Below are 23,555 nucleotides of genomic sequence, written 5' to 3'. Positions count from 1 at the left end.
GATGGAACCGGTCATCTCAGTTCGCAATCTCGTCAAGACCTATCAGCTCGGCGAGCACCAGGTGCAGGCCCTTCGTTCCGTCTCGCTGGATGTGCACAAGGGTGAGTTCGTCTCGGTCATCGGTCCTTCAGGCTCCGGCAAGAGCACGCTGATGCACATCCTCGGCTGCCTCGACGCACCCACCAGCGGCCAGTATCTCCTCGACGGCAAGGAAGTCTCCAAGCTCAGCGACGACGAACTCTCCGCCGTGCGCAACAAGCAGATCGGCTTCGTCTTCCAGGGCTTCAACCTCCTCACCCGCACCTCGGCGCTCGAGAACGTCGAACTGCCTCTGCTCTACGGCAAGGAAAATCTCTCCGCCTCCGAGCGCCGCAAGCGCGCCATGGATGCCCTCGCCGCCGTCGGACTCGAGAGCCGCTGGGAGCACCACACCAACCAACTCTCCGGTGGCCAGCAGCAGCGCGTCGCCATCGCCCGCGCCCTGCTCAATAACCCCTCCATCCTCCTCGCCGACGAACCCACCGGCAACCTCGACAGCAAGACCAGCCTCGAGGTCATGGACATCTTCCAGAAGCTCCAGCGCGAGCGCGGCATCACCATCGTCCTCATCACGCATGAGATGGACGTCGCCGAGTACGGCTCGCGCATCGTCAGCTTCAAGGACGGCCTCATCGTCTCCGATGTGCAGAACACCCAGAAAGCCACCTACACGGTCGAGACCGAGGTCACGGTCGTGGTCGAGGAACTCTCGTGAGCCGCCTCGCCCGCGTGAGCCAAATAAACAAGACCTGGCACATCGCCAGCCGCTCGCTCCGACGCAACAAGCTGCAGTCTGCGCTGACCATGACCGGCATGGCCATCGGCGTGGCGACGGTGCTCGCCATGATGGCCCTCGGCACCGGCGCGCAACGCGCCATCCAGGACCAGGTCCGCGCCGCCGGCATGAACATGCTCATCATCACCGCCGGCAACTACCAGGCCCAGCGCGAAGCCCCACCACCGGACGCCATCGAGATGGGCAAATTGCAATCGCCGCAGCCGACACTCGGCGACGACTTCAGCCTGCCGCGCATCCACTATGCGATGCCAACGGCATCGCGCCTGCACACCGTCCTCTTCCATCCCGAAGACGATCCCTTCGCCGTGCACGATCATCCCACCGCGCGCCAGCGGCTGGGTGACTCCGAAGCCGGCCTCGGCGCCGCAGCCACGCTCACCATCGCTGACGCAAACGAGATCCGCAAGATATCCGGCGTGCAGTACGTCTCCGAAGGCATCCACGAGAACGTGCATGTCATGAACTCCGACAACAAGCGCTGGTTCACCCGCGTTCATGGCGATGACACCGTCACCCCCGAGATCCGCCGCGCCTGGACCTTCCCGCACGGCCGCTACTTCTCTGCCAGCGAAGAGCGCAAGCATGAGCAGGTCGTCGTCCTCGGCGTCATCGTCGCTCAGCAACTCTTCGGTGACGCAAACCCCGTCGGGAAGACCATCACCATCTGGAAGCAGCCCTTTAAGGTCGTCGGCGTCATCGGCAGCTCCAGCTGGCTGCAGACGCCCGACGCCGGCGACGATCAGTTCGACGCCGTCTACATCCCCGTTACGACGATGCAGTCGATGCTCAACCTCTCCAAGCTGAACGACATCACCGTCACCACCGTCTCCACCGGCGACGTGACGCGCGTCTCGAAGATCGTCACCACACTGCTGCGCCAGCGGCACAACATCGGCGGCAACTCACCGGACGACTTCACTGTCTCCACGCAGGCCAGCAAGGCGCTCACCAAGGGCAGCATGCGGCCTGAGGTCGCACACGCCGTCACCGGCAACATCGCCGGCCTCGAGAAGGTCACGCTTGATCAACTCGGCAAGTCGCTCGATCGCTCCAGCCGCACCATGACCATGCTCCTCGTCTGCATCGCCACCGTCTCGCTCATCGTCGGCGGCATCGGCATCATGAACATCATGCTGCTCTCTGTCACCGAGCGCACCCGCGAGATCGGCATCCGCCGCGCCGTGGGCGCCGAAGAGCGCGAGGTCATGGCCCAGTTCCTCATGGAGTCGGTCGTGCTTTCCATCGCCGGTGGCCTCCTCGGCGTCTTCATCGGCGTCGCGGCCGCGCTCGTCATCTCGCATCTCGCACACTGGTCCGCGGACGTTCCCTTCGCCGCCATCGCCATCGCCTTCGGCATCTCGACCGCTGTCGGCATCTTCTTTGGCTACTACCCCGCACGCGAGGCTTCCCGCGTGCCGCCCCTGGCTTCGCTGAGGTACGAGTAGATGCTGCGCAAGAGTCTCAAGATCGCAATCGCTTCCCTCCGAAAGAACAAGCTGCGCACCGGCCTCGCCATGCTCGGCATGATGATCGGCGTCGCCGCCGTGCTCACCATGTTCGCGCTGGGCACCGGGGCCCAGGGCAACGTCTCCAATGAGGTTCGCTCCGCCGGCACCACGCTGCTCTTCGTGCGCGCCGGCAATTACACCCGTGGCGGCGAAGAGCTGAAGATCGCCAGTGGCCTTGGCTCGGCCAACACACTCACACCCGGCGACGCCGACGCCATCCGCGCCATGCCTGGCGTCGCCTACGCTTCGCCGCTGGTTCGCGCCCGCACCTGGGTCAACACCAGCTCCGACAAGCAGTTCACCCAGGTCTACGGCGTCGACGCCGACTACTACAAGATGTACGACTGGGACATGGAGAAGGGCCGCTTCTTCAAGAGCTCCGCCGTCGACAATGCGGAGAACGTAGCGGTCATCGGCTCCGCGCTCCGCGATCAGCTCTTCCCCGACGAGAATCCCGTCGGCAAGCAGATCGAGATCCACGGAACCACCTTCACCGTGAAGGGCTTCTTCTCCTCCAACGATGAAGACCAGGCCGCCATGGTCGTCGTCCCTTACACCGCGCTGCAGAAGCTTCTCAACGTCGAATCGCTCAACCAGGTCACCGTCGCTGCCGCCCAGGCCGGCGACGCCTCGCAGATCGCCCTCGACATCGTGCCGTTGCTGCGCGAGCGCCATAGCCATACCCACCAACAGACCTCCGCCGCCGGAAGCCTCGGCCTCGGCGGTCTGCAAGGCTCCGGAGCAGGCGGCGGCGTCCCCGACGACTTCACCGTCAAGACCCAGGCATCCGAAGCCCTCACCAAGGGCCTCAATACCTCCGTCGCCGCCTTCATCCTCGCCAACATGCCCCAGATGGACCAGGTCAACCTGCAGGAGATGTCCGGCACCCTCAGCCGCGCCGGCCAGACCATGACCGCACTCCTCGCGGCCATCGCCACCATCTCGCTCATCGTCGGCGGCATCGGCATTATGAACATCATGCTGATGAGCGTCACCGAGCGCACCCGCGAGATCGGCATCCGCCGCGCCGTGGGAGCGAGGTCGCGCGACGTCCTCATGCAGTTCCTCGTCGAAGCCGTCACACTCGGCATCGTGGGCGGAGCCTGCGGGATTCTGCTCGGCTTCCTCGTCTCGCTCCTCGTCACCAAGGTGATGCAGTGGCCCGCGGATGTCTCGCTGAACGCGGTCGCGCTGTCGTTCGGTGTAGCTGCGGCCACCGGAGTCTTCTTCGGCTTCTATCCCGCCCGCCGCGCCTCGAAGCTCAACCCCATCGACGCCCTGCGCTTCGAGTAGAGAGCCGATCGTGTCGCTGCGCAAGAGCTCTGCCATCGCCATCCGCTCGCTGCGGCGCAATCGCCTGCAGACCATCCTCACCACCGTCGGCATGATGATCGGCGTCGGCACGGTCGTGGTGATGATCGCAGTCGGCAGCGGCGCACAGAGCTCCATCCGCGCGCAGGTCCGTGCTGCGGGCATGAACGTCATCCAGGTCAACAGTGGCAACTACAAGATGCCGCAGCAGTGGACCAGCCAGGGCGAGGCCGAAGAGCCCGCCGCCTGGTCACCGCAGACACAACATCCACAACTCCACGACGGTGTCTTCCACCCCGGCACGCCGATCACGTCCCGCCGCATTCAGTCCAAGCCGCAGGACAATCCCATCCAGTCCCTAGAGACCGGTCCTGACAGCCGGGGCGGCCTCGGTGGCGCCACCACGCTGACCCTCGACGATGCAGCCGCCGTCGCCGCCGTGCACGGCGTGCAGACCGTCTCCGGCGGCATGCATGACAACGCCAACATCGCATTCGGCGACAGCAGCTGGCTCACCCTGCTGCGTGGCGAAGAGGTCTCGCTGATCAGGATCCGCCGTGCCTGGATCCTGACCCACGGCCGCTTCTTCACCGACGCGGAGAACTCGCGCGCCGATCGCGTCATCGTCCTCGGCAGCGTGGCAGCGGAACACATCTTCGGCACGAAGGATCCCGTCGGCCAGATGGTCACGCTGCACGATGTTTCCTTCAAGGTCATCGGCGTCGTCGCCAGCGGTAGCTGGATGGTTCCTTCAGCGTCCGGTGACGGCCAGTTCGACGCAGCCTACATCCCCGTCAAGACCATGCAGCAGCTCATGGGCCGCAGCAACCTCGACAGCATCACGCTCTCCACCGAGTCCGCGGGCGACGTCGTCCGCGTCACCAAAGACGTCACCGCGTTGCTGCGCACGCGACACCATCTCGCCGCCAGCGTGCCCGACGACTTCACCGTCGTCAGCCAGGCGCGCCACGCCATCGCGCACGGCGGCATGCGCACGGACATCTCCCGCGCCATGATGGGCAACGCCGCCAACCTCGATCACGTCACGCTGGAGCAGCTCAGCAAGACCCTCGAACACGCCAGCCGCACCATGGCGGTGCTGCTCGCCTCCATCGCCACCGTCTCACTGATCGTCGGTGGCATCGGCATTATGAACGTCATGCTGCTCGCCGTCACCGAGCGCACAAGAGAAATCGGCATCCGCCGCGCGGTGGGTGCTGAAAGCTCCGACGTCATGCGCCAGTTCCTCTTCGAAGCCCTCTACCTCAGCCTCAGCGGTGGCATCCTCGGTGTCGCCGTCGGAGTCGTCGCATCCTTCGCCACCGCGCGCTACAGCGGCTGGTCCGTCAACGTCTCGCTGCTCTCCGTGATCCTCGCCTTCACGGTCTCCGCAGCCATCGGCATCGCCTTCGGCTACTACCCCGCACAACAGGCCTCCCGCGTAAGCCCCATGACCTCGCTGCGCTACGAGTAAGCACGCGAAGCAGGAGCCATTCCCACAATCCGTCATCCTGAGCGAAGCAGATTACAGCAAGGCTGTGATCTGCGAAGTCGAAGGACCTGGCACCCTACCAGTCCCGGCAATGAGCTGGACCATTTCAGCCGCGAACCCCACGTAGTGAACAATGGACCCATGCGCGCAGCCCCTCGATACAAAGCCGCACCTCGCCGTATGCCGCGCAGTCTCTCGCTAGTCCTCATCGCCTTCGGCCTTCTGGGCTGCGGCAAGCTCTCTCATGAATCAGTACCGGACAACTACGTCCACCTCGCCCTGGCACTCGGCGAACGCGACCCCGACTCACTGGACTTCTCAGCCGCGCCCATCGCATGGATCGAACGGGGCCATCGCGACTACATCTCCTACGACGCCATCGATCAAGGCACCACCGCAGCACTCGAAAGGCTCGCGCGAGCGAAGAACCTCAACCCCGATAGCGCAACAGCCCTTCGCCAGCAAATTAACTCCATCCGCGCCCGCACCGCCATGCTTCGCGGCCACGTCCTTCCCTTCGACCAGGAGGCCGTCGCGCTCTTTGGTGTGACCCGCCAGTCAGATACCTCCGCAGAAGAACGCGTCGCACTTCGGCACGAGATCGCAGACCAGCTCGCACGTCTCCCGGAAGCACCACGCAAAGGCACTCTCGCCCAGCGTTACGACGCATGGAACGAGCGCTTCCTCATCCCACGCGACCGCACCATCGCCGTGCTGCAAAAGGCACTCGACGTCTGCCGCACCGCAACGTTGCAGCACATCTCTCTGCCAGCAGGCGAGACTATCACCATCACGCCCGTGCGCGACAAGCCCTGGGCAGCCTTCAGCCAGTACCTGGGCAACGGGCACAGCACGCTCTTCCTCAACATGGACCTCGCGCTCACCGTCGATGACGCCCTTGAGCTCGGCTGCCACGAAGGCTACCCCGGCCATCATGTCTTCAATCTCCTGCGCGACCAGGCGCTCGTGCAGCACGACCATCGCGCCGAAGCCGAGCTCCAGCTCACCTTCTCTCCGCAGGGCTTCTGGTCCGAAGCCGCAGCCGCAGCCGCGCCTCGGCTCGCGATGAGCGAAGACCAGCGCATCGCCGTCGAACGCGACGTCCTCTTTCCTGCCGCCGGCCTTCCCTCCGCCAACGCTGCGGCCCACGTGCACATCAACAACCTCGTCCGCCGTCTCGACACGGCGCAGCCAGCCATCGCCAAAGCCTACCTCGACGGCGAACTCGAGTTCGTCCGCGCCGAAGATGCCTTCGCCGACGAGATGCTCATGGCCCACGCCGAACAGACGCTCCTCTACCTCAACGAATACCGCAGCTACGGCCTCGCCTACACCCAGGGCGCACACCGCGTCGAGCAGTACCTCGCCGCTCCGGCCCCACGCTCCACGCCCGCTGAGCTTCAACAGCTTGACGCCGCCTGGGCCCGCTATCGCGCTCTCGCCGAGCAATGGCCGGGGCCTGTCGCCCACTTCTGAATTGTCGGCGGCCTGCCCCCGCGTGGTACGTTGAACTGGTTTGGTTCGCCACCCCCCCGGGACCAACACCCCGCTCCCGATGGACTTCAACTACCTACGCACGTTCCTCGAAGTTGCCGAGCGCAGGAGCTTCTCCCGCGCCGCCGAGAAGCTGCAGATGACGCAGCCCGCCATCTCCGCGCAGATCCGTTCCCTCGAGACCGAGCTCGGCGAGCGCCTCTTCGATCGCGGCGGCGGTAAGGTGACACTCACCGCCGCCGGCAAGGTCTTCGAGCCCTTTGCACAGGACTGCCTCGGCAAGCTGCAGCACATCCGCCTCGCCATCACCGATCTGCAGCTCTCCCCGCGCGGCACGCTCACCGTCAGCGCAAACGAGTCCACCGCCCTGCACGTGCTCCCCAGCTTCTTCAGCCGCTTTCGCAAACTCTTTCCGCGCGTCTCGCTGGGCATCGTGCGCGCCGAGCGCACGCAATCCATTGAGTCTGTCCTCCGGCGCGAGGCCGACTTCGGCGTCGTTTCCCTCCCCGTCAAAGACCCGCGCCTGCGCATCGAGGTCATCCACAAGGACGAGCTGCAGCTCGTCGTCTCGCCCAGAAACCCGCTCGCAACAAACGCCTCCGTATCCCTGGAGGAGATCACTCAGCAGCCGCTACTGCTGCCCAAGCAGGGCCGCCGCCGCGACACGCTCGACAAGATCTTCGCCGAACACTCACTGCCCGTTCGCTCTGTCATGGAGTTGGACTCAACCGAGCTACTCAAGAAGCTCATCATCGCCGAGCTGGGGGTGGGCTTTCTCCCTCGCATCAACGTTGCAGACGAAGTCCGCACCGGGCTCCTCGTCGCCCTGCCCATCACCGGCGTCTCTCTGCCTCGAGACCTAGCACTGATCTCCCTCAAAGACCGCAAGTTGACCCGTGCCGGCCAGGCCTTCCACCAGGTAGTCACCGGCGCACCGTGGCCATCCCCGTCCCCCAAGCCCAGCTGAAAGCACCATCACGCAAAAGAAAAATCCCCACCTCGATGGTGGGGATCTTCGTCGTTTCGCCTTCCGGACAGGATCCGGACAATATCTGGCGGAGAGTGAGGGATTCGAACCCCCGATAGCCTTGCGACTATGTCTGATTTCGAGTCAGGTGCATTCAACCGGGCTCTGCCAACTCTCCGCTCGCTCTTCATTTTACGTTGAAACAGCTTCATCGCCAAATCGCAGCGAGGCACACGCAAATGTGCGCCTCGCCGAACCGATACGGCGCGTGAAAAGACCGCTCCTACGCTGAAGCTGCTGCTCCGCGGCGCGGCTTCACCACGGCCTCAGCCACGGCTGCGCCGTCCTGCGGGACAGCCGGAACGTCGACCTCGGTCGAAGCCTTGATACCGAGCTTCTTGCGCAACTCGGTATCGATCCGGGCGAAGATTGCGGTGTTCTCCTTCAGGAAGTTGCGCACGCTTTCGCGCCCCTGCCCCAGTCGCTCGCCCGAGAAGCTGTACCACGCGCCCGACTTGTCCACGATGTTATGCAGCACCGCCAGATCCAGCACATCGCCCTCTCGCGAGATGCCCTCACCGTAGAGGATGTCGAACTCGGCATCCCGGAACGGCGCCGCCACTTTGTTCTTCACGATCTTCACCTTGGTGCGGGAGCCGACGACCACGTCGCCTTCCTTCACCGCGCCAATGCGGCGAATGTCGATACGCACCGACGAGTAAAACTTCAGCGCGCGGCCACCGGTCGTCGTCTCGGGATTGCCGAACATCACGCCGATCTTCTCGCGGATCTGGTTGATAAAGATCAGCGAGGTCCGCGACTTGGATACCGTGCCCGTAAGCTTGCGCAGCGCCTGCGACATCAGTCGGGCCTGCAGACCAACGTGGCTGTCGCCCATCTCGCCGTCGAGTTCGGCCTTCGGCACCAGCGCTGCCACCGAGTCGACCACCAGCACATCAATCGCACCGGACTTCACCAGCGCTTCCGTGATCTCGAGCGCCTGCTCGCCGTAGTCCGGCTGCGACACCAGCAGGTTGTCCGTATCCACTCCCAGCTTGCGGGCGTATGCCGGATCAAGGGCATGCTCGGCATCCACAAACGCTGCCAGGCCGCCAGCCTTCTGGGCCTCGGCAATAATCTGCAGCGTAATCGTCGTCTTGCCCGAGGATTCCGGTCCGAAGATCTCAATCACTCGACCACGAGGCACACCGCCCACTCCAAGGGCAGCGTCGAAGGAGATGGAGCCCGTTGGAATGACAGAGATCGGCCCAATGGCATCCTTCTGCCCGAGCCGCATGACCGAGCCCTTTCCAAACTGCTTCTCTAGCTGAGAAAGTGCTGACTCGATTGCACGCGTGCGGTCATCTGCCACTGGGAACTCTCCTTTTATTGCCACGCAAGATGCTCGGGGTGGGGACAAGATTGCGTGGGTTTCACGCAAGTCGGAGTCTAGCACCGGATTCTTGCGGCAGCAAATAAAAAGCGAAGACCGCTGAGGGAAAAGCAGCACAAATTCTCCCTTCCACGCCCCGATCCCAATGCGATGATGGAGACCCATGCGCCGCTTCCGTTACCTCGACGCCCTGACCACGGCCTTCGTCGTCATCCTGCTCGTATCGAACCTCGTCGCGCAGAAACTCATTCGCCTCGGCCCCATCCCGATCGGCGGCAACTGGCACATTCCCGCCTTCTCGACCTCAGGCGCGGTCGTCCTCTTCCCCATCACCTATATCTTTGGCGACGTCTTCACCGAGGTCTACGGTTATGGCGCCAGCCGTCGCGCCATCTGGCTCGGTTTCTTCGGCACTGCACTCATGTACGGGGTCTCCGCCCTGGTCATCTGGCTTCCGTCTGACCCGGAATTCCGAAATCAACAGGCCTTCGTGACGGTCTTTGGCATCCTGCCGAGGATCCTGATCGCGAGCCTCATCGCCTTCTGGGCCGGTGAGTTCGCCAACTCTTACACCATGGCCCGGCTCAAGCTGCTGACTAGAGGCCGCTGGCTTTGGACCCGAACCGTCGGTTCCACGATGGTCGGCCAGGCCGTGGATACAACGCTGGTCATCGCTATTACGTACGCCGGCATGTACTCACCCCACAAGCTGGCTGCCATCATCGTCACCGGCTATCTCATCAAGGTCGGGTACGAGGCTGCGGCGACGCCTATGACGTATCTGGTTGTGGGGTGGCTCAAGCGGGCCGAGCAGTCCGACGCCTATGACGCCCACACGGACTTCAATCCGTTTCATGTCGGCGCGCGATCGCGGGGACGCGCAGAGGACCGCGAGCCATAGGATTCTCAAGCCAATCGTCGTCAGAGAGCCATCTTGAATGACTGGGGTTCGGAATAGCTAGCGAAGGAGACGAGCTCAGCAAATATCTCCCTCAACCAGCATCTCGAGACATCACAGAATTTTGTCGCCCGAAGCATCTGTAAGCAGCTCGGCGACCTCCACTGGGGGAGGCGCGATACCCCGGACGACTTGCCCTCTCTGACGAGAAGCTTCTACAGAGTGCCGGATCGTAGCTTTCCGCACGACATACCTTGAAGCTCTGTTGCTTATGAGCAACAGCTGTCCGTAACCTTTTGATTCTATTGAGCAGAATCGGGCCTGGGGCTCGTACCCCGACGATCCTGTCGCGTCAAAGCAACAAAAAACGTCCCCGTCCTGTATCATCACCGCATTTCCTCCAGCCAGCCCAACCGCTTGTCTTCGCGTTTCTGTACCGCTGAAGACCTTCCTGCGCGGTGCGGCCGACGCTGAGAGCGAGGACCTTATGGACGGTTTCGGCGGAAAACTGCGCACGATCCGGAATCACTGGAAGCTCTCCTTGAGAGAGGTAGAGGAGCGCACTCAGCGCCTCGCCCAGCAGTGGAACAATCCGGCATACCGGATCTCCGCAAGCTGGCTGGACCGTGTGGAGCGGGAGAACCGCGATCTCTCCGCGATGAAGCTCATCGTGCTTGCTGCGGTCTACGGATTGAATCCCGATCAGATGCTCGCGCTCTGCCCCCCAAGTCCACCGGCGGAGTCCGTCGAGCCCGTTTCGAGCCCCAACGCTACGCTTCTGCTCTCCGAAGGCCCGTTGAATGACCACGCGCGCGCATGGCTTCCTGACACCCTCGTCACGGAAACCCCGCCGGCCGAAACCATGCTTCTACCCAGCGAGAACGGGAACGGTAGCAGTCCGCTGCGCCGAGGCGTCGTCGGCCAGCGCGATCGCACCCTCGAGCCGATGATCCGTCCCGGCTCGATCGTCCTCATCGATACGCAGAAGAGGGCCATCGCCCATCGGCGGGAGTGGACGAGCGAATTCGATCGCCCCATCTACTTCCTGCTCACCCGTGACGGCTATGTGACTGGTTTTTGTGAGCTGGACAAGGAGTCCACCTGGCTCACACTCGTTCCGCATCCGCTCTCTTACGAGTCCAGCCGGCGCTGGAAGTATCGCAAAGAGATCGAGGTCATCGGAACGGTAACGGGTGTCGCGCTGCGGCGGGTTTCGTAGCAGCAGTCCGTCCCGGGGCGACGCTGCAAACCGGCGCCCCCTAAATCGCTTTCTCGAGCGCCATCAGCCCAGGAGCATGGGCGTGCTCGCAAAGCGCCAGAACACTGCGGGTCATCCTGTAATACGTTGCGACAGCACGCTGGGCATAGTCCGCGAAGGCGCTATGCAGATTTCCGGTCCGGGCAGCCCCCTTCAGGCGGCCGAGATGAAACTGCACCTCGCGCGCGTTCAAGCGAAGTTGCTCTGCCACAACGACGGCTTCCGGATACCAGCGCTGCACGTGCGCCGCGATGTCGATCAGCACAGCGCAGTTACGTTCCATCGCTTCAAGCCCGGTGAGCCCACCAATCATGTCCCAGACCTCGGACGGATCCAGCAGGTCGCTGTCCGTTCCGCTTCTCCGGGTGCCGGATTCATCGAAAAGGTCGAGCGCGATGGCGGCGACCGCACGGCGGTTGACCGGCTCAAGCCTCGCGATCAGGCTCTCCCATGTAGCGGCGTCCCGGCGACGAGCCCTCTGCATGAACCAGAAGGCCACCCCAGCCATGGCGGCTACAAGAACGATCATCGCAATGAAAAAAAACTCAGCGTTCATTGCCTTGTGCTCCCTCCACCCCCAAACGTCAGGAGACGGTTGAGGTGTGCAAGCTCTTCGCGAATCTTATCAGGTAATTCGCGAGGGGCCTCTGCCTCCCGCCAAAGTGTCACGATCCAGTACGACATGCAGCAGAGATAAAAGAAGATCTCCACGTGCGACCAGAAAAAGTACACGGTCAGGTTGCTGCTCGAGGGCTGCGTGTGGGCTCCCTGCGTAATAAGACCGATCGCCGCGAACGTTCCAAGGCCCTGCGAGATACGCGCCACGTGAGTCTTCCAGGGCAACCCAGCCCACGAAGATAGGATCAGCGTCCCCAGAAATAACTCACTCAGGAGTGCCGACGAGAAAAAGTCCATCTTGTGGACCACGATGGCAATGGTTCCACGCGAATAAGGATGCGCTGTCCAGGTCAAAAGCAGAGCAACCAGGAAGCTACCCGCAAGCACGAGCTGGAACCCGCGTTTCACATCGGAAGCCCAATAGCCAAGCGGGCAAAACACCTTGAATGCCATCTCGAAGAAGACTCCGAGCTGCAGGCAGACATCGATGGATCCGAAGGCCCAGAACGTATTGAAGTAAGCGTGCAGCGCGTAGCGATGGACGAGATACAGAACAACATCCCGAACGGCGCCGACCAGAATCCACGACGTAAAAACTGGAAAGCTCTTCGCGCGGTCTCGCGCGAAGAGCACTCCCAGCAACATAAGTTGGGAACAAAAACCAAGGAGCCAGAAAGCGTAATCGATCCCCTCGAGAAGATGCAACCGGTGGCGCCTCGCCTTCCGCCTGCCCGCGTCGGGCGGCCTACGACGCATAGTTTACGCGGTCGCCAGTGCGAGCACCAGCGCGATGGCATCGCTGCTACCGCCAGGTCCCGGATCGGGATTGCCGCCGCCAACAATTGGGTCATCGGCGAATGACTTGAGAGGGGCAGCAAGTACAGCTGCCAGCGTAAGTACCAGACCGAGGTTACGAAAAATATTCTTCTGCATTGCTCTTTCTCCTAGTCGGCGCGTATCGCGCTCGAGTCGGAGAGTAGGGAGCTAAGTTCACTTTTCTCTTTGATTTCCGCAATCTGTTGCGCTGGCGAAACAACGCGTTCAGACGAGCAGCGAAATGACGCTTATCGCGAAGAGAAGAAAGGAGTAGAGAATCCGGGGTTAATCCAACGCAGGCGATACGACATGTTGCGTAAAGGCGATGATTAGAAGGATTTTGCTGACACTTTTTGCAATCTTGGTGTAGCGCCTCATCGCGTCGGCGAATCCTGGATCGAAAACAGCAAAGGCCGCCCGGAGAGGGCGGCCTTCTGGTGTATCAATCTGGGACAGATATTTGAGTTATGTCGCGAGTTATCGAACGCTATATTTCATCCAGCGGACCACCTAACTATCGCTTCAGCAGGTCCACTGGCACCGTCACATCCTCGATCCGGAACAGGCCCGCAAGCGCCGGATGCCGGGCTGCGACGGCCCGATACATCTCCCACGCCACGCGCCGGTAGCTGTAGTGGCCCGCCGAGCCCGAACGCAGCTCTGAAATGTACAGCGCCTCCGCAAAGTCCATCTTGAACATCGCCCGGCACCTCATACCCAGCGGCAGCAGATACTGCGCGCTCTGCTCGGCCTCCGCAACCCCTGAGTCCGAAAGCGCCTGGTACGCAGCCACAGCCTTGTCCATCGCTGCCTGGTACATCTCTGCCAGCCCGGCCTCTTCCAGCGTAGGCTGCCCCGGGCATACTGGCTCGTCATACCCATGCACCGACGAGAACGGCTGGATCAGTTGCACGCAGCGCCGATGCCGATGCATGTCGCGGAATCCCCCAATATCCATCAGTACGTCGAAGCGGAAGCCATGGCCGGAGTGGAAGCTGCGCAGTAGCTCATCGTGGCGTCCGCGGTGTGCTGCTCCCAGCTTGATCATCTCGTTCCGCCGCCGCTCGCCCATCGCCGTCACCATGCCGCGAATCTGGCGGTAGGAGTACTGGCAGTGCGGATACAGCAGGGACGTCGCGATCTCAACCTCGAGGTCCTCATCGTCATCGAGCAGATCGACTGTAGGCGCGGGATACAGCGGAGCCCCGGCCATCAGCTCCTGCGCCGCCTGCACCAGCTCCTTGCGCGTGGCGATCATATATTCGTTCGGCTCGGCATACTTCACCAGCGTCGGCGCGGTACGCACCGGAGGCATCAGCTCCGTCAGGATCTCCGCCGTCGCTGCCGCAGGGACGATTCCCTCCCCGGCCATCTCTTCCAGGCGATCGCGCTGCACATTCCATGCCGGCTCGCTCGCGGCGGCACGAAGCTTCCGCCCCAGCTCGCGAATCTCCTCGTGTTCGTTCGAAAGCAGCCGCGAGACCTGAGTCTCCAGCGTGCGAGCGTTCACGATCTGCCCCAGCGAGGTATTCGTCGCCAGCGGAAGCAGATAACGCGCCACGTCGAACGCCCGCGCCTTCAGCGTGCGCCGGTAAGCCTCAGGCTTCATCTCCTCCGGACGTGGAATGGCCTTCTCCAGCGCGGCCAGCATGCCTTCGCTCAGCTGGTCATACGCTGCAAACAGATCCTGCACTGCCGCCGTATACGCTGCCCTCTGCGGCTCCTCCAGCGAAGGCGTGTACCAGCCGGAGCGCCGAAAGTCCTGGTAGCGCGTAGACCGCTCCTGGCCGTCCCAGCGCGTCTCGTCGACCAGAGAGATCGCCGCCAGCAGGCTCAGGCGCTCGATGGCAAATGGAATGTGCGCCAGGTCCGCAATCGAGCGGTGCCCGTACTGGAAGTAGAAGGTGTTGAGGAACTGCTCCGCCCGCTGCGTGCTGATCTCCGTCAGCGACTCCCGCATCGTCAGGGCCGAACGCGAGTACTTCGCCATCGCGTAGGCCAGCACCTCCGGCTCCGCGCCGTGGATCGCGTAGACCTCAGTCGGAGCCGCCTCCCGGCCGGTGGGAGCAGAGGAGGCAGGGGCAGCAGCGTCGGAAGGCGTGGTAGGCACGCTCGAGATAGGCACGATCAAGGATATCCCCTCCATGGAGGCTCGCGGTACCCTAGTAGCCAGCAGAAATTGCACCAGGATCTGAGGAAAACTGTGAGTCATCTGAACGGCAAAGTAGCCCTCGTAACCGGCGCCTCCCAGGGCATCGGCCGCGCCATCGCACTCGAACTGGCAAAGCACGGCGCCACCGTAGCCCTCGCCGCACGCTCGCTCGACAAGCTGGAGTCCGTTGCCGCCGAAATCGTCGCCGCCGGCGGCGCCGCAAAGGCCTTCACGATCGACGTCACCAGCGAAGAGTCCATCAAGGCTGCGGCTAAGGCCGTGCTCGCCGACCTCGGCGCCGTGCACATCCTCGTCAACAACGCCGGCATCACCCGCGACACGCTCGCCCTCCGGATGAAGACCTCCGACTTCGAGGACGTCCTCCGCGCCAACCTCACCGGCTCCTTCCTGCTCACCCAGGCCGTCATCAGCTCCATGATGAAGGCCCGCTGGGGCCGAATCATCAACATCACCTCGGTCGTCGGCGAGACCGGCGCAGCGGGACAGGCCAACTACGCCGCCTCCAAGGCCGGACTCATCGGACTCACCAAGTCGCTGGCCCGCGAGTTCGCCTCCCGCGGCATCACCGTCAACGCCATCGCCCCTGGCTTCATCCAGACCGCCATGACCGACGTCCTCACCGACGCGCAGAAGACCGGCATCCTCGCGCAGGTTCCGCTCGCCCGCTACGGCGCCGTGGAAGACATCGCCGCGGCGGCAGGTTTCCTCGCCTCCGAAGGCGCCGGCTACATCACCGGCCACACCCTCGACGTCAATGGCGGCTTGTACATGGGGTAAGCAGCGGCGCTGCACAGAAATTGCCGTTCCAAAATGGCTCGATAGCTTTGGCCCATAGCAAATGCGTCGAGCCACTTTCGATTCACCTGGCGCCATTCCTCATCGCCAGTGTTTTCGCATCTTTCGTCGCTAGTGACATGGACCTTAGTCACCATCAAGAGCAATCGCAGGTACTCTTGCTTTGCACGAATCTCCATTGATACTCAACTGTGACGCTTCCACTGCATTTGGTTCTTGCTATCGCAAGCGGTGGTCGTTACTTTACGGCTAATGGCGAACATGCAAACATCTGTGCCGATGACGGTGATCGCAAATCACGCGGCGACCCCGATTAACATCGGCCAAACGATCCGCAACTTCCGGCTCCAGCGAAGCATGTCGCAAGGCGATATCGAAAAGCGCACGGGGCTCCTCCGCTGCTATCTCTCGCGTGTCGAGAACGGCCACACCATTCCCTCGCTGGAAACCCTGCAGAAGATCGCTTCTGCCCTGGACCTCCCGCTGAGCCACTTCTTCGCGGAAGAAACTGTACGTGACGTCCCTGGTGTCTCCATGAGCCAGGAGGAGATTCACTTCCTCACTCAGGTACAGCGATACTCCTCGTCCCTGACCGACAGCGACCGTCGCCTGCTGCTCGCCATGGTGAAGAAGTTCGCCACCACCGCCGCCCCGGCCATGAGCTGACCATTCCGATCGGGCAACTGACATCTGGCTCACTGGGAACGGAGCTGAATCCAAACGGCAACGGCTGCGAGAGATCGCAGCCGTTGCCGTTTTACTTCCCACTAGCTCTTTTATCCCTTGGCTCCCGCCTGAATCGCGTAGGTAATCAGGCACAGCACGAGCGTAGCCACCGCAAACGTCCATCGCTGCCTCGCCCGGTACGACGAGCGCGCGCTGGTCATCCGAGGAAACAGCGGCAGCCCCAACGCCAGCCCGCACACAAATCCGCCCACGTGCGCTGTGTTGTCGATCCGCGGTACCCCCTTCGCAAAGCGTGCCAGCAGGTCTGGACCGATGCCGATCACCAGGTTCGCTACGGCGAAGAAGATCACCATCCGGCGGAGGTCCCGCAGCTCGTCCCAGGGCAGCGACAGCTTGCGGTTGGACAGGAGGATGATCAGGATGCCCGCGATCCCAAAGATGGCTCCAGAGGCGCCCGCGGTCGCGATATCGTGCGGCGTGCCGGTCAGCAGCGTCATCAGCACCGCCCAGCCCAGCGATGCGATCATGCCGGCTGCCCCGGTCAGCAGGTAGACGGCAAACAGCCCCTGCTTGCCCAGCAGAGGCTCTCCAAACAGCCCGAGGTTCCAGAGGCACCACATGTTCAGCAGGATGTGAAGCAGCGTCACATGGACGAACATCGCCGTGACCAGCCGCCACCACTCGCCGCCCAGCACCATCGAAGCATCCGAAGCGCCGAACCGGATGAGCGTTCGATTGTCGAAGGGCGCGGTGAAAAGCTGCGCCCACTCGTGATTGCGGATTGCCACCAGAATCGGTCCCGAGCCGAGCCGCAACATCAGCAGGAAGACGACCACGTTGACGGCCAGCAGAGCGTAGGTCGCGGGATACGCCAGCAGTGATTCAGCAGGAGGAGCCTCACCCGAGCCAGAGACCGGCTCCTCGAGGGGGAGTGCTGCATCCGTAAGCGGTGTGTCGCTGTTCACAGCTATGCCCGGCGCGGGACTCAGGCCGCCTTGCGGCGCTCGCGCCATTCAGGCACAATTCGCTCGCGGATCACCGTCGATACCATCGTCGGGATCGGCGTCACCATCGCCACCAGAATCCACAGCAGCGCCGAGATCACGAGACCCGTGATGGCAACTGCTTCGAGGCTGATCGTGATGCTCTCTGGTACGCGAGTCAGGGCGACCAGGCTCTCATGGGGAAGGTGCAGGACGCGCAGGTTGCTGATGTGGCGAATCTCTTCCACGCGGCGCATCACCAGCGCAGCCAGCAGGAACGCGATGGTGCACATCATCGTCGCAGCCAGCAGAAGAACATCCACGGTACGGTGAATTCGCTGACGCTTGCGGCAGTTGCCACACTCGATCAGGTGTGCCTCGTAGTCGACACGCAACTCCGGGGCCACACCCGAGATGTCGTAACGCCAACCCGACAGGATCGCGCCGACAACCGGGTCCGTGCAACTGGCCGGACGGTGCTCTTCTGGAACTCTCGAGTAGCCGCGCATATTCACCTTTCAGTAATCATAAACCACTGCCCTGCTATCCCCAAGACCCTAAAACGGCTGGGCTCAAGTAGCTCTTCCGGGGGGCCTTACGCATTAGAGGCAAATCGGGTCCAACGGACTCTCTTGTGTTGCAAGTAATAGGCGATTTCCGAGCAGGCTCATCCGCCCTGCAATCGCCTGCTCGGCGGTGATCCGCGCCAGCTCCGGCATATTGTTGTGCTCACTCAGGTGGCCGAGCACGATTGTGTGCGCTCCGCCGTCATAGTCGTTGGTCAGAAACTCCGCACAGGCTGCGTTCGAAAGGTGTCCCACCCGCGACAGCACCCGCTGCTTCACGCTCCACGGATACGGCCCGTCCTTTAGCATCTCCAGGTCGTGGTTCGACTCCAGCAGCAGCACATCCACGTTCTTCAGCGCTTGCTTCACGTTCGGCGGAACATACCCCAGGTCGGTCGCAACCGCCATCCGGATAGACTCCGTCCGTGCATGGAAGACGAATCCGCAAGGGTCAGCTGCGTCGTGTGGAATGGTGAAAGGATCCACGTCGATCTCGCCGATGGAGAACGACTTCCCCGCCGCAAAGTACTCTACCGCAGGCAGAAACGCCGGATCGGCCTTGATCGCCGTCTCTTCAGGTTCGGCCTCAGCCGCCTTCGCCTCGCTTCCGACATGGTCAACGTCCGGTGCCAACCTTTCGTCAGGGCCACATTCAGCCGCAGCCGCCATCTCCGCCACCACCGTGTGCGCCGGAGCCTGCGCCCGGGCCGTCTCCTCGGCCCGCGTCTTCCGCTCCGCCTCCATCTGGTCGAGCCAGGCGGCGTACGTCATCGTCTTGCGCGGACGCATCATCCGCATCCACGCGCGATGCGTCGCCTCCGTGAAGAACACCGGGATATTGAAGCGCCGCGCCAGTACGGAAAGTCCGTTAACGTGGTCAAGATGCTCATGCGTAATCAGGATGGCGGAGAGCGACGCAGGTTCTTCCCCCACCATCGCCATGCGCCGCGTCAGCTCGCGACAACTCAACCCCGCATCCACCAGCAGACGCGTCTGGCCGGCAGCGACGATCGTCGCATTGCCCTTGGAACCCGATGCCAGAACCGTCATTCGCACAGGCTTAACGATACGCCGACCGGCTGTGTATGAAGGAACCGGCCCAGGTTCGGGATCGCGATAGCTGGCCTCTGGTTTGTTAGCTGTTCTGCTGTTCTGCTATTTAGCTGTTCTGCTGTTCTGCTATTTAGCTGTTCTGCTGCCCCTTGGGCCGCAATGGCGCCAGGAAGTTCACAATGCTCCGCAGGACAACCTCGTCATTCTGGTTGTAGCAGGTGGTGCGCGACCGCACGATCCCATACTGCGGACGCGACTGCGAGTGCCGCACTCCCATGATCTCCGCTTCGGTCCGCAGCGAATCCCCCGGCCGCACCGGGTGCGTCCAGCGCATCTCCTCCACGCCCGCGCCAATCATGCCGCCCGCCACGTGGATCGACTCCACCCGCAACCGCATCACGATCGCTGACGTCAGCCAGCCCGAAGCCGCAAGCCCCTTGAAAAACGAGCTCTCGCCAGCCGACTGGTCCAGGTGAAACGGCTGCGGATCATAACGTTCCGCAAACTCCTTGATCTCGTCTGCCGTCACCTTGTATGACCGCAGCGAATCAAACTTCATTCCCGGGTGAAAGTCCTCGAAGTACAGTTCCTGTTCTTGCGCCAATGAAGCTCTCCTTCAAGGTCAGATGCGAGACATAAGTTGCGAGATGCGAGTCAGATCAAGATACGGGACAGGAGCAGAGGCGGCCAACCGCTCCTCGCACAGTCTGTTCGGTAAACGACTGGGCGTTCTCCGCGTGATAACGCCTTTCCCCTTACCCGTGCCGGTAAAACCCTCGCCCCGACTTCCGCCCCAGCCAGCCCGCATCCACCATCCGCACCAGCAACGGACAAGGCCGATACTTTGGATCACCCATCCCCTCCTCCAGCACCCGCATGATATCCAGGCACACATCCAGCCCGATGAAGTCCGCCAGCGTCAGCGGCCCCATCGGGTGCGCCATCCCCAGCCGGAAGACCTCGTCCACCGCCTCGGCAGTCGCCACGCCTTCCATCACCGCAAAGATCGCCTCGTTGATCATCGGCATCAGCACGCGGTTGGAGACGAACCCGGCAGCATCGTTCACCTCCACCGGGGTTTTCCCCAGCGCCAGCGCGATCTCCCGCACCCGCGCAAACGTCTCGTCCGACGTCTGGAGCCCCCGAATCACCTCGACCAGCGCCATCACCGGCACCGGATTGAAGAAGTGCATCCCAATGACCTTGTCCGGCCGCTTCGTTCCAGCCGCCAGCTTCGTGATCGAGATCGACGACGTGTTCGAGGCAATCACGGCCTCAGGGCGCAGCACTTCGTCGAGGCCACTCAGAATCTCCTGCTTCACCGCCAGCCGCTCGGTCGCCGCCTCCACGACAAGCTCGCAGCCCGCCAGCCCCACCAGCGACCGCACCGGCTGCACCCGCGCCATGATCCCAGGCACCTCCGCCGGATCGACCTTCCCCTTCGCCGCCTCACGATCCAGGTTCGTACGAATCGTCGCCAGGCCACGCTCCATCGCAGCCTCGTTTACCTCGCACAGCAAAACCGCAAAGCCCGCCTTCGCAAACACATGCGCGATGCCGTTCCCCATCGTTCCCGCACCCACAACCCCGACCCGCCGCTGCTCCATGATCCACCTCGTCACACGCGCAGAAGTCTAGCAGCGCTCCGCAAGCCTCTGCACTCTGAACCCTGGACCCTGGACCCTAGCCTCTCCGCTACACTCAACCTCAGCCGCCACGATGAACCGCATCCAGATGAACCGCATCCTCAAGAGCGAGAACCTCACCGCCCTCCGCAAGCTGCCCTCCGCCAGCGTCGAGCTCATCTACATCGACCCGCCGTTCAACAGCGGCGTCACGCAGCAGCGCACCCGCATCCGCACCATCCGCGACGAAGCCGGAGACCGCACCGGCTTCGGAGGCCTCCGCTACCGCACCGAGAAACTCGCCTCCGCGCCCACCTTCCTCGACCAGTTCGACGACTACATCGCCTTCCTCCGCCCACGCCTCGTCGAAGCCATCCGCATCCTCAAACCCCAGGGCTCGCTCTTCCTGCACATCGACCCCCGCGAGGTCCACTACGCCAAGGTCCTCCTCGACCAGCTCTTCACCACCGAAAAACACTCCGGCCGAGACTGCTTCCAGAACGAGATCATCTGGGCCTACGACTACGGCGCCCGCTCCTCCAAACGCTGGCCCGCCAAGCACGACAACATCCTCTGGTACACCAGAGACCCCAAGCACTACACCTTCAACCTCGGCGCCACCGACCGCATCCCCTACATGGCGCCCACGCTTGTAGGCAAAGAGAAGGCCGCCCGCGGCAAAACACCCACCGACGTCTGGTGGCACACCATCGTCTCCCCCACCGGCAAGGAGAAGACTGGCTACCCCACCCAGAAACCGCTAGGCATCTTGGAACGCATCGTCCGCGTCCACTCCAACCCAGGCGACACCGTCCTCGACTTCTTCGCCGGCTCCGGCACCACCGGAGTAGCCGCCGCCCGCAACAACCGCAACTATCTCCTCATCGACGAAAACCCCGAAGCCATCAAACTCATGCGCAAACGTCTCAAGGACGCTCTAACGAACTCCGGGTGAGGCAAGCGCCGGAAGGGCCCGGTTTCAACCGGGCCATAACAACCCTCGAAAAGAAGAAGGGCGCGGGCTTCAGCCCGCGCCCTTTCGTTTCCAGCCCTTGACCCGACAACATAAGTCCATCGCCCGATGAGCTCGCCCAAGCCCACCTCCGCCCACGTCAAGATGGACGACGAGGCGCTCGCTCGTACTCGCAGACGACGCGCACCACTGCCCCGACGATGTCCTCCCGATGCGCAACGCCACGCCAGGCTACCTGTCCATCGCACTGGCAGGGAACCTGGAGATGTCCATGAATCTGCAATAGAAAAAACAACGCCCGTGCCGGAGGGGAGATCGGTGCCTTCCGGCAAGAGCGCCTATCGGGACAAATATTTGACCGAGTCCTGCAAGGACCCACCTCAAACGCCCGTCATTCTGAGCGTAGCGCCCCAGGCGCGCAGTCGAAGAACCCCGAAACCGCTAAACCAACGCAACCGCTAGTGTGGCGAGTCGGAAATTCGCTCAACAAAAGACCTGTCATCCTGAGCGAAGTTTGGCGCGGCTCCTTGCGTCAAACGCAGTCGAAGGACCCCGAAAGTGCCCGTATCGACTCAAACCTCAGAACCTTTCCAACCGCGAATTCTTAAACGAACTTCCCACTCACCACACTAGCGACTTCCAGCCCACAGGCCTCCCACAAGGGCGTTTATGGGAGTGATAAACAATTGAACTTCCCGGCTAGTCCTAAAATAATCGTATGCTGCGCGACCAGAACGGCAATCCCGCGATGTTCCTGCTCAAGATGGGCCAGAACGAACACATGGAACAGTTTCGCCGTGGGCTGCTGTACATGAACACCCTAAGCTATTTTCGTGAATTAGATGGTGACCCAGCCCGAGCGGATCATTTTGAAGGTGTCACGCATATCTTCCAGCCCAAAGACGTGATTATGAAGTTCTCGGCTCCGGGATTCGGAGAGTTCGTAGTGGATTCCCGGGATTTGGCAGCAGCAACGACCTTGTCAATGAATTCTGAGCACTGCTGCAATCTCTTTTGCCTTCACGCCATCACGCAACCGATAAACGGATCGCTATTTCCTGCAGAACACGAGTGGTTTGGTGACTCTGTAGTTCTCATACGCAACACTCAAGAGTTCTTAAGTCGGGTATTGGCTGCTTGTAGAGCTAAGAATCTGTCGGTGAAAGGCCGTTTGATTGAGTATTACGATGACGAAGCCTACACGGGCAAGCTAGACAGGTTCAAGAAGCCTAAGCGTTTTGCCCACCAGCGAGAATATAGGATTGCAGTCGATAGTCTAGGAACTGCGCCAATGCTCTTAGAGATAGGCGACATCAGAGATATCACTTCTGAGATCATTGCATTCTCTGACGCTGACAAGACGCTCTCCTTTTCAGAAGCTGATGCTCGGGCTGCAAATCTTTCCTGGTAAGCCGTGCCATCCACCCATGGCAACAATCACTCCTCATAAGTCGGATTCTTGGCGGCGATAGTCAGTGCGTTACCGAAGCCTAAGCATAGACTGGAGGTATCGGATATGGCATCCTTCAAATTCCTACTCGATCACGACGTGCGGCATCTCGCCAAATCCTTTCCCGGCAAGCAAGTGCTGATGCTAGAGGATGTGGGGTTGTCGCAGCATAGCTCTGATGGGGAAATTGTCGAAGCAGCCTCAGAGCGCGGCTGCATCATCGTAACGAATAACGCCCGAGACTTTGAAAAGGAAGTGCCGGAGCACATTGCCACCACGTCGAAAAAGGCGAAGGGTTGTGCTCAGGTTCACGGGCTAGTGATCGTGATTCCTCCAGAGAAATTCGTGCAGGAAAAAGCGCTTTCGGATGCAAACGGCACTCTGACCTTTGAGGGCCGACCGATCGGCTGGAAAGAGGTAAGCGACTTGTGTCTGAAGGTCGTGGTTTCTAAAGAAAAGCGTCCGATGGTGACAAAGTTGCCGAGATGCCCATACTGTAAGTTTCGGGACGAGGGCTGACGCGCATTCGCGTGCTATCGGTTCGCTTCTCAAACTCCTCATCTGAGACTATGGGAAAGTCTGTCCTGATAAGTCGGCATCTCATCACGAAGCTGCCATCAACGCCCAATCAGCCCCGCGTCTCCCTCCCCCGCAAAC

At 62.0% G+C, this 23,555-nt stretch carries 23 protein-coding genes and 1 tRNA gene; 13 read left to right on the top strand and 11 right to left on the bottom strand.

Annotation, left to right across the window (positions count from 1 at the left end; all coding sequences use genetic code 11):
* The first annotated feature begins 1 nt into the window (after position 1).
* The 6 genes from C4S68_RS12965 to C4S68_RS12940 all read left to right on the top strand — a co-directional run bounded on the left by C4S68_RS12965 (position 2) and on the right by C4S68_RS12940 (position 7,610).
* Entirely contained in the window at positions 2-754 is a 753-nt protein-coding gene (locus C4S68_RS12965; protein WP_103933504.1) for an ABC transporter ATP-binding protein, read from the top strand.
* Positions 751-2,283 carry an ABC transporter permease gene (locus tag C4S68_RS12960; protein WP_103933503.1) on the top strand — a complete coding sequence of 511 codons (1,533 nt, stop codon included), beginning with the start codon at positions 751-753 and terminating at the stop codon, positions 2,281-2,283. The genes C4S68_RS12965 and C4S68_RS12960 overlap by 4 nt, the downstream gene beginning before the upstream one ends.
* A complete protein-coding gene (locus C4S68_RS23395; protein ID WP_200821545.1) occupies positions 2,284-3,639 on the top strand; it encodes an ABC transporter permease in 1,356 nt (451 codons plus the stop codon).
* A 10-nt stretch (positions 3,640-3,649) separates the two neighbouring features.
* Positions 3,650-5,131, top strand: coding sequence for an ABC transporter permease (locus tag C4S68_RS12950; RefSeq protein ID WP_103933502.1), 1,482 nt, complete (start codon positions 3,650-3,652; stop codon positions 5,129-5,131).
* A 198-nt stretch (positions 5,132-5,329) separates the two neighbouring features.
* The gene (locus C4S68_RS12945) at positions 5,330-6,625 is read left to right on the top strand and encodes a hypothetical protein (RefSeq protein ID WP_103933501.1); all 1,296 of its coding nucleotides are present in this window, start codon (positions 5,330-5,332) and stop codon (positions 6,623-6,625) included.
* Positions 6,626-6,665: 40 nt separating this feature from the next.
* Entirely contained in the window at positions 6,666-7,610 is a 945-nt protein-coding gene (locus C4S68_RS12940) for a LysR family transcriptional regulator (protein WP_235011574.1), read from the top strand.
* Between the two features lie 86 nt (positions 7,611-7,696).
* Here C4S68_RS12940 and C4S68_RS12935 read toward each other — a convergent pair.
* Positions 7,697-7,788 (bottom strand) — tRNA-Ser (locus C4S68_RS12935).
* A 105-nt stretch (positions 7,789-7,893) separates the two neighbouring features.
* Entirely contained in the window at positions 7,894-8,982 is a 1,089-nt protein-coding gene (recA, locus tag C4S68_RS12930) for a recombinase RecA (RefSeq protein ID WP_103933499.1), read from the bottom strand.
* 184 nt (positions 8,983-9,166) lie between these two features.
* On the opposite strand from recA, the gene C4S68_RS12925 reads away from it, so the two are divergent.
* Entirely contained in the window at positions 9,167-9,904 is a 738-nt protein-coding gene (locus C4S68_RS12925; protein WP_103933498.1) for a queuosine precursor transporter, read from the top strand.
* Between the two features lie 538 nt (positions 9,905-10,442).
* Complete coding sequence (locus tag C4S68_RS12920; RefSeq protein WP_235011573.1) at positions 10,443-11,120, top strand: XRE family transcriptional regulator; 678 nt, start codon at positions 10,443-10,445, stop codon at positions 11,118-11,120.
* Positions 11,121-11,160: 40 nt separating this feature from the next.
* Here C4S68_RS12920 and C4S68_RS12915 read toward each other — a convergent pair whose 3' ends face one another.
* The 4 genes from C4S68_RS12915 to C4S68_RS12905 form a co-directional block, all read right to left on the bottom strand.
* Positions 11,161-11,715, bottom strand: coding sequence for a hypothetical protein (locus tag C4S68_RS12915; protein ID WP_103933496.1), 555 nt, complete (start codon positions 11,713-11,715; stop codon positions 11,161-11,163).
* Positions 11,712-12,422 (bottom strand): hypothetical protein, encoded by a 711-nt coding sequence (locus C4S68_RS12910; RefSeq protein ID WP_146072138.1) that lies wholly within the window; start codon positions 12,420-12,422, stop codon positions 11,712-11,714. Before C4S68_RS12910 ends, C4S68_RS12915 begins: the two co-directional genes overlap by 4 nt.
* Positions 12,423-12,536: 114 nt before the next feature.
* Positions 12,537-12,710 carry a hypothetical protein gene (locus C4S68_RS23210; protein ID WP_160115138.1) on the bottom strand — a complete coding sequence of 58 codons (174 nt, stop codon included), beginning with the start codon at positions 12,708-12,710 and terminating at the stop codon, positions 12,537-12,539.
* 397 nt (positions 12,711-13,107) lie between these two features.
* Entirely contained in the window at positions 13,108-14,718 is a 1,611-nt protein-coding gene (locus tag C4S68_RS12905; protein ID WP_407641108.1) for an FAD-dependent thymidylate synthase, read from the bottom strand.
* Between the two features lie 78 nt (positions 14,719-14,796).
* On the opposite strand from C4S68_RS12905, the gene fabG reads away from it, so the two are divergent.
* Together fabG and C4S68_RS12895 are read left to right on the top strand one after the other, a co-directional pair.
* Positions 14,797-15,543, top strand: coding sequence for a 3-oxoacyl-[acyl-carrier-protein] reductase (gene fabG, locus C4S68_RS12900; RefSeq protein WP_103933493.1), 747 nt, complete (start codon positions 14,797-14,799; stop codon positions 15,541-15,543).
* A 270-nt stretch (positions 15,544-15,813) separates the two neighbouring features.
* Complete coding sequence (locus C4S68_RS12895; protein ID WP_103933492.1) at positions 15,814-16,227, top strand: helix-turn-helix domain-containing protein; 414 nt, start codon at positions 15,814-15,816, stop codon at positions 16,225-16,227.
* Positions 16,228-16,337: 110 nt separating this feature from the next.
* Here the strand turns inward: C4S68_RS12895 and C4S68_RS12890 are convergent, their stop codons facing one another.
* The 5 genes from C4S68_RS12890 to C4S68_RS12870 form a co-directional block, all read right to left on the bottom strand.
* Positions 16,338-17,261, bottom strand: coding sequence for a rhomboid family intramembrane serine protease (locus C4S68_RS12890; RefSeq protein ID WP_235011572.1), 924 nt, complete (start codon positions 17,259-17,261; stop codon positions 16,338-16,340).
* A complete protein-coding gene (locus C4S68_RS12885) occupies positions 17,234-17,740 on the bottom strand; it encodes a hypothetical protein (RefSeq protein ID WP_103933491.1) in 507 nt (168 codons plus the stop codon). Before C4S68_RS12885 ends, C4S68_RS12890 begins: the two co-directional genes overlap by 28 nt.
* A gap of 93 nt (positions 17,741-17,833) precedes the next feature.
* A complete protein-coding gene (locus tag C4S68_RS12880) occupies positions 17,834-18,847 on the bottom strand; it encodes an MBL fold metallo-hydrolase (protein ID WP_103933490.1) in 1,014 nt (337 codons plus the stop codon).
* A 133-nt stretch (positions 18,848-18,980) separates the two neighbouring features.
* Positions 18,981-19,454: a MaoC family dehydratase gene (locus C4S68_RS12875; RefSeq protein ID WP_235011571.1), complete on the bottom strand. Its 474-nt coding sequence runs from the start codon at positions 19,452-19,454 to the stop codon at positions 18,981-18,983.
* A 151-nt stretch (positions 19,455-19,605) separates the two neighbouring features.
* A complete protein-coding gene (locus tag C4S68_RS12870; protein WP_103933489.1) occupies positions 19,606-20,457 on the bottom strand; it encodes a 3-hydroxybutyryl-CoA dehydrogenase in 852 nt (283 codons plus the stop codon).
* Positions 20,458-20,569: 112 nt separating this feature from the next.
* On the opposite strand from C4S68_RS12870, the gene C4S68_RS12865 reads away from it, so the two are divergent.
* From C4S68_RS12865 to C4S68_RS12855, 3 genes are all read left to right on the top strand, one after another.
* A complete protein-coding gene (locus tag C4S68_RS12865; RefSeq protein ID WP_235011570.1) occupies positions 20,570-21,430 on the top strand; it encodes a DNA-methyltransferase in 861 nt (286 codons plus the stop codon).
* A 736-nt stretch (positions 21,431-22,166) separates the two neighbouring features.
* A complete protein-coding gene (locus tag C4S68_RS12860; protein ID WP_103933488.1) occupies positions 22,167-22,859 on the top strand; it encodes a hypothetical protein in 693 nt (230 codons plus the stop codon).
* 105 nt (positions 22,860-22,964) lie between these two features.
* Positions 22,965-23,417 (top strand): DUF5615 family PIN-like protein, encoded by a 453-nt coding sequence (locus tag C4S68_RS12855; RefSeq protein ID WP_103933487.1) that lies wholly within the window; start codon positions 22,965-22,967, stop codon positions 23,415-23,417.
* Positions 23,418-23,555 lie beyond the last annotated feature (138 nt).

Source organism: Bryocella elongata, from assembly GCF_900108185.1.
Taxonomy (GTDB): domain Bacteria; phylum Acidobacteriota; class Terriglobia; order Terriglobales; family Acidobacteriaceae; genus Granulicella; species Granulicella elongata.
This window is presented reverse-complemented; position numbering and strand designations above follow the sequence as displayed.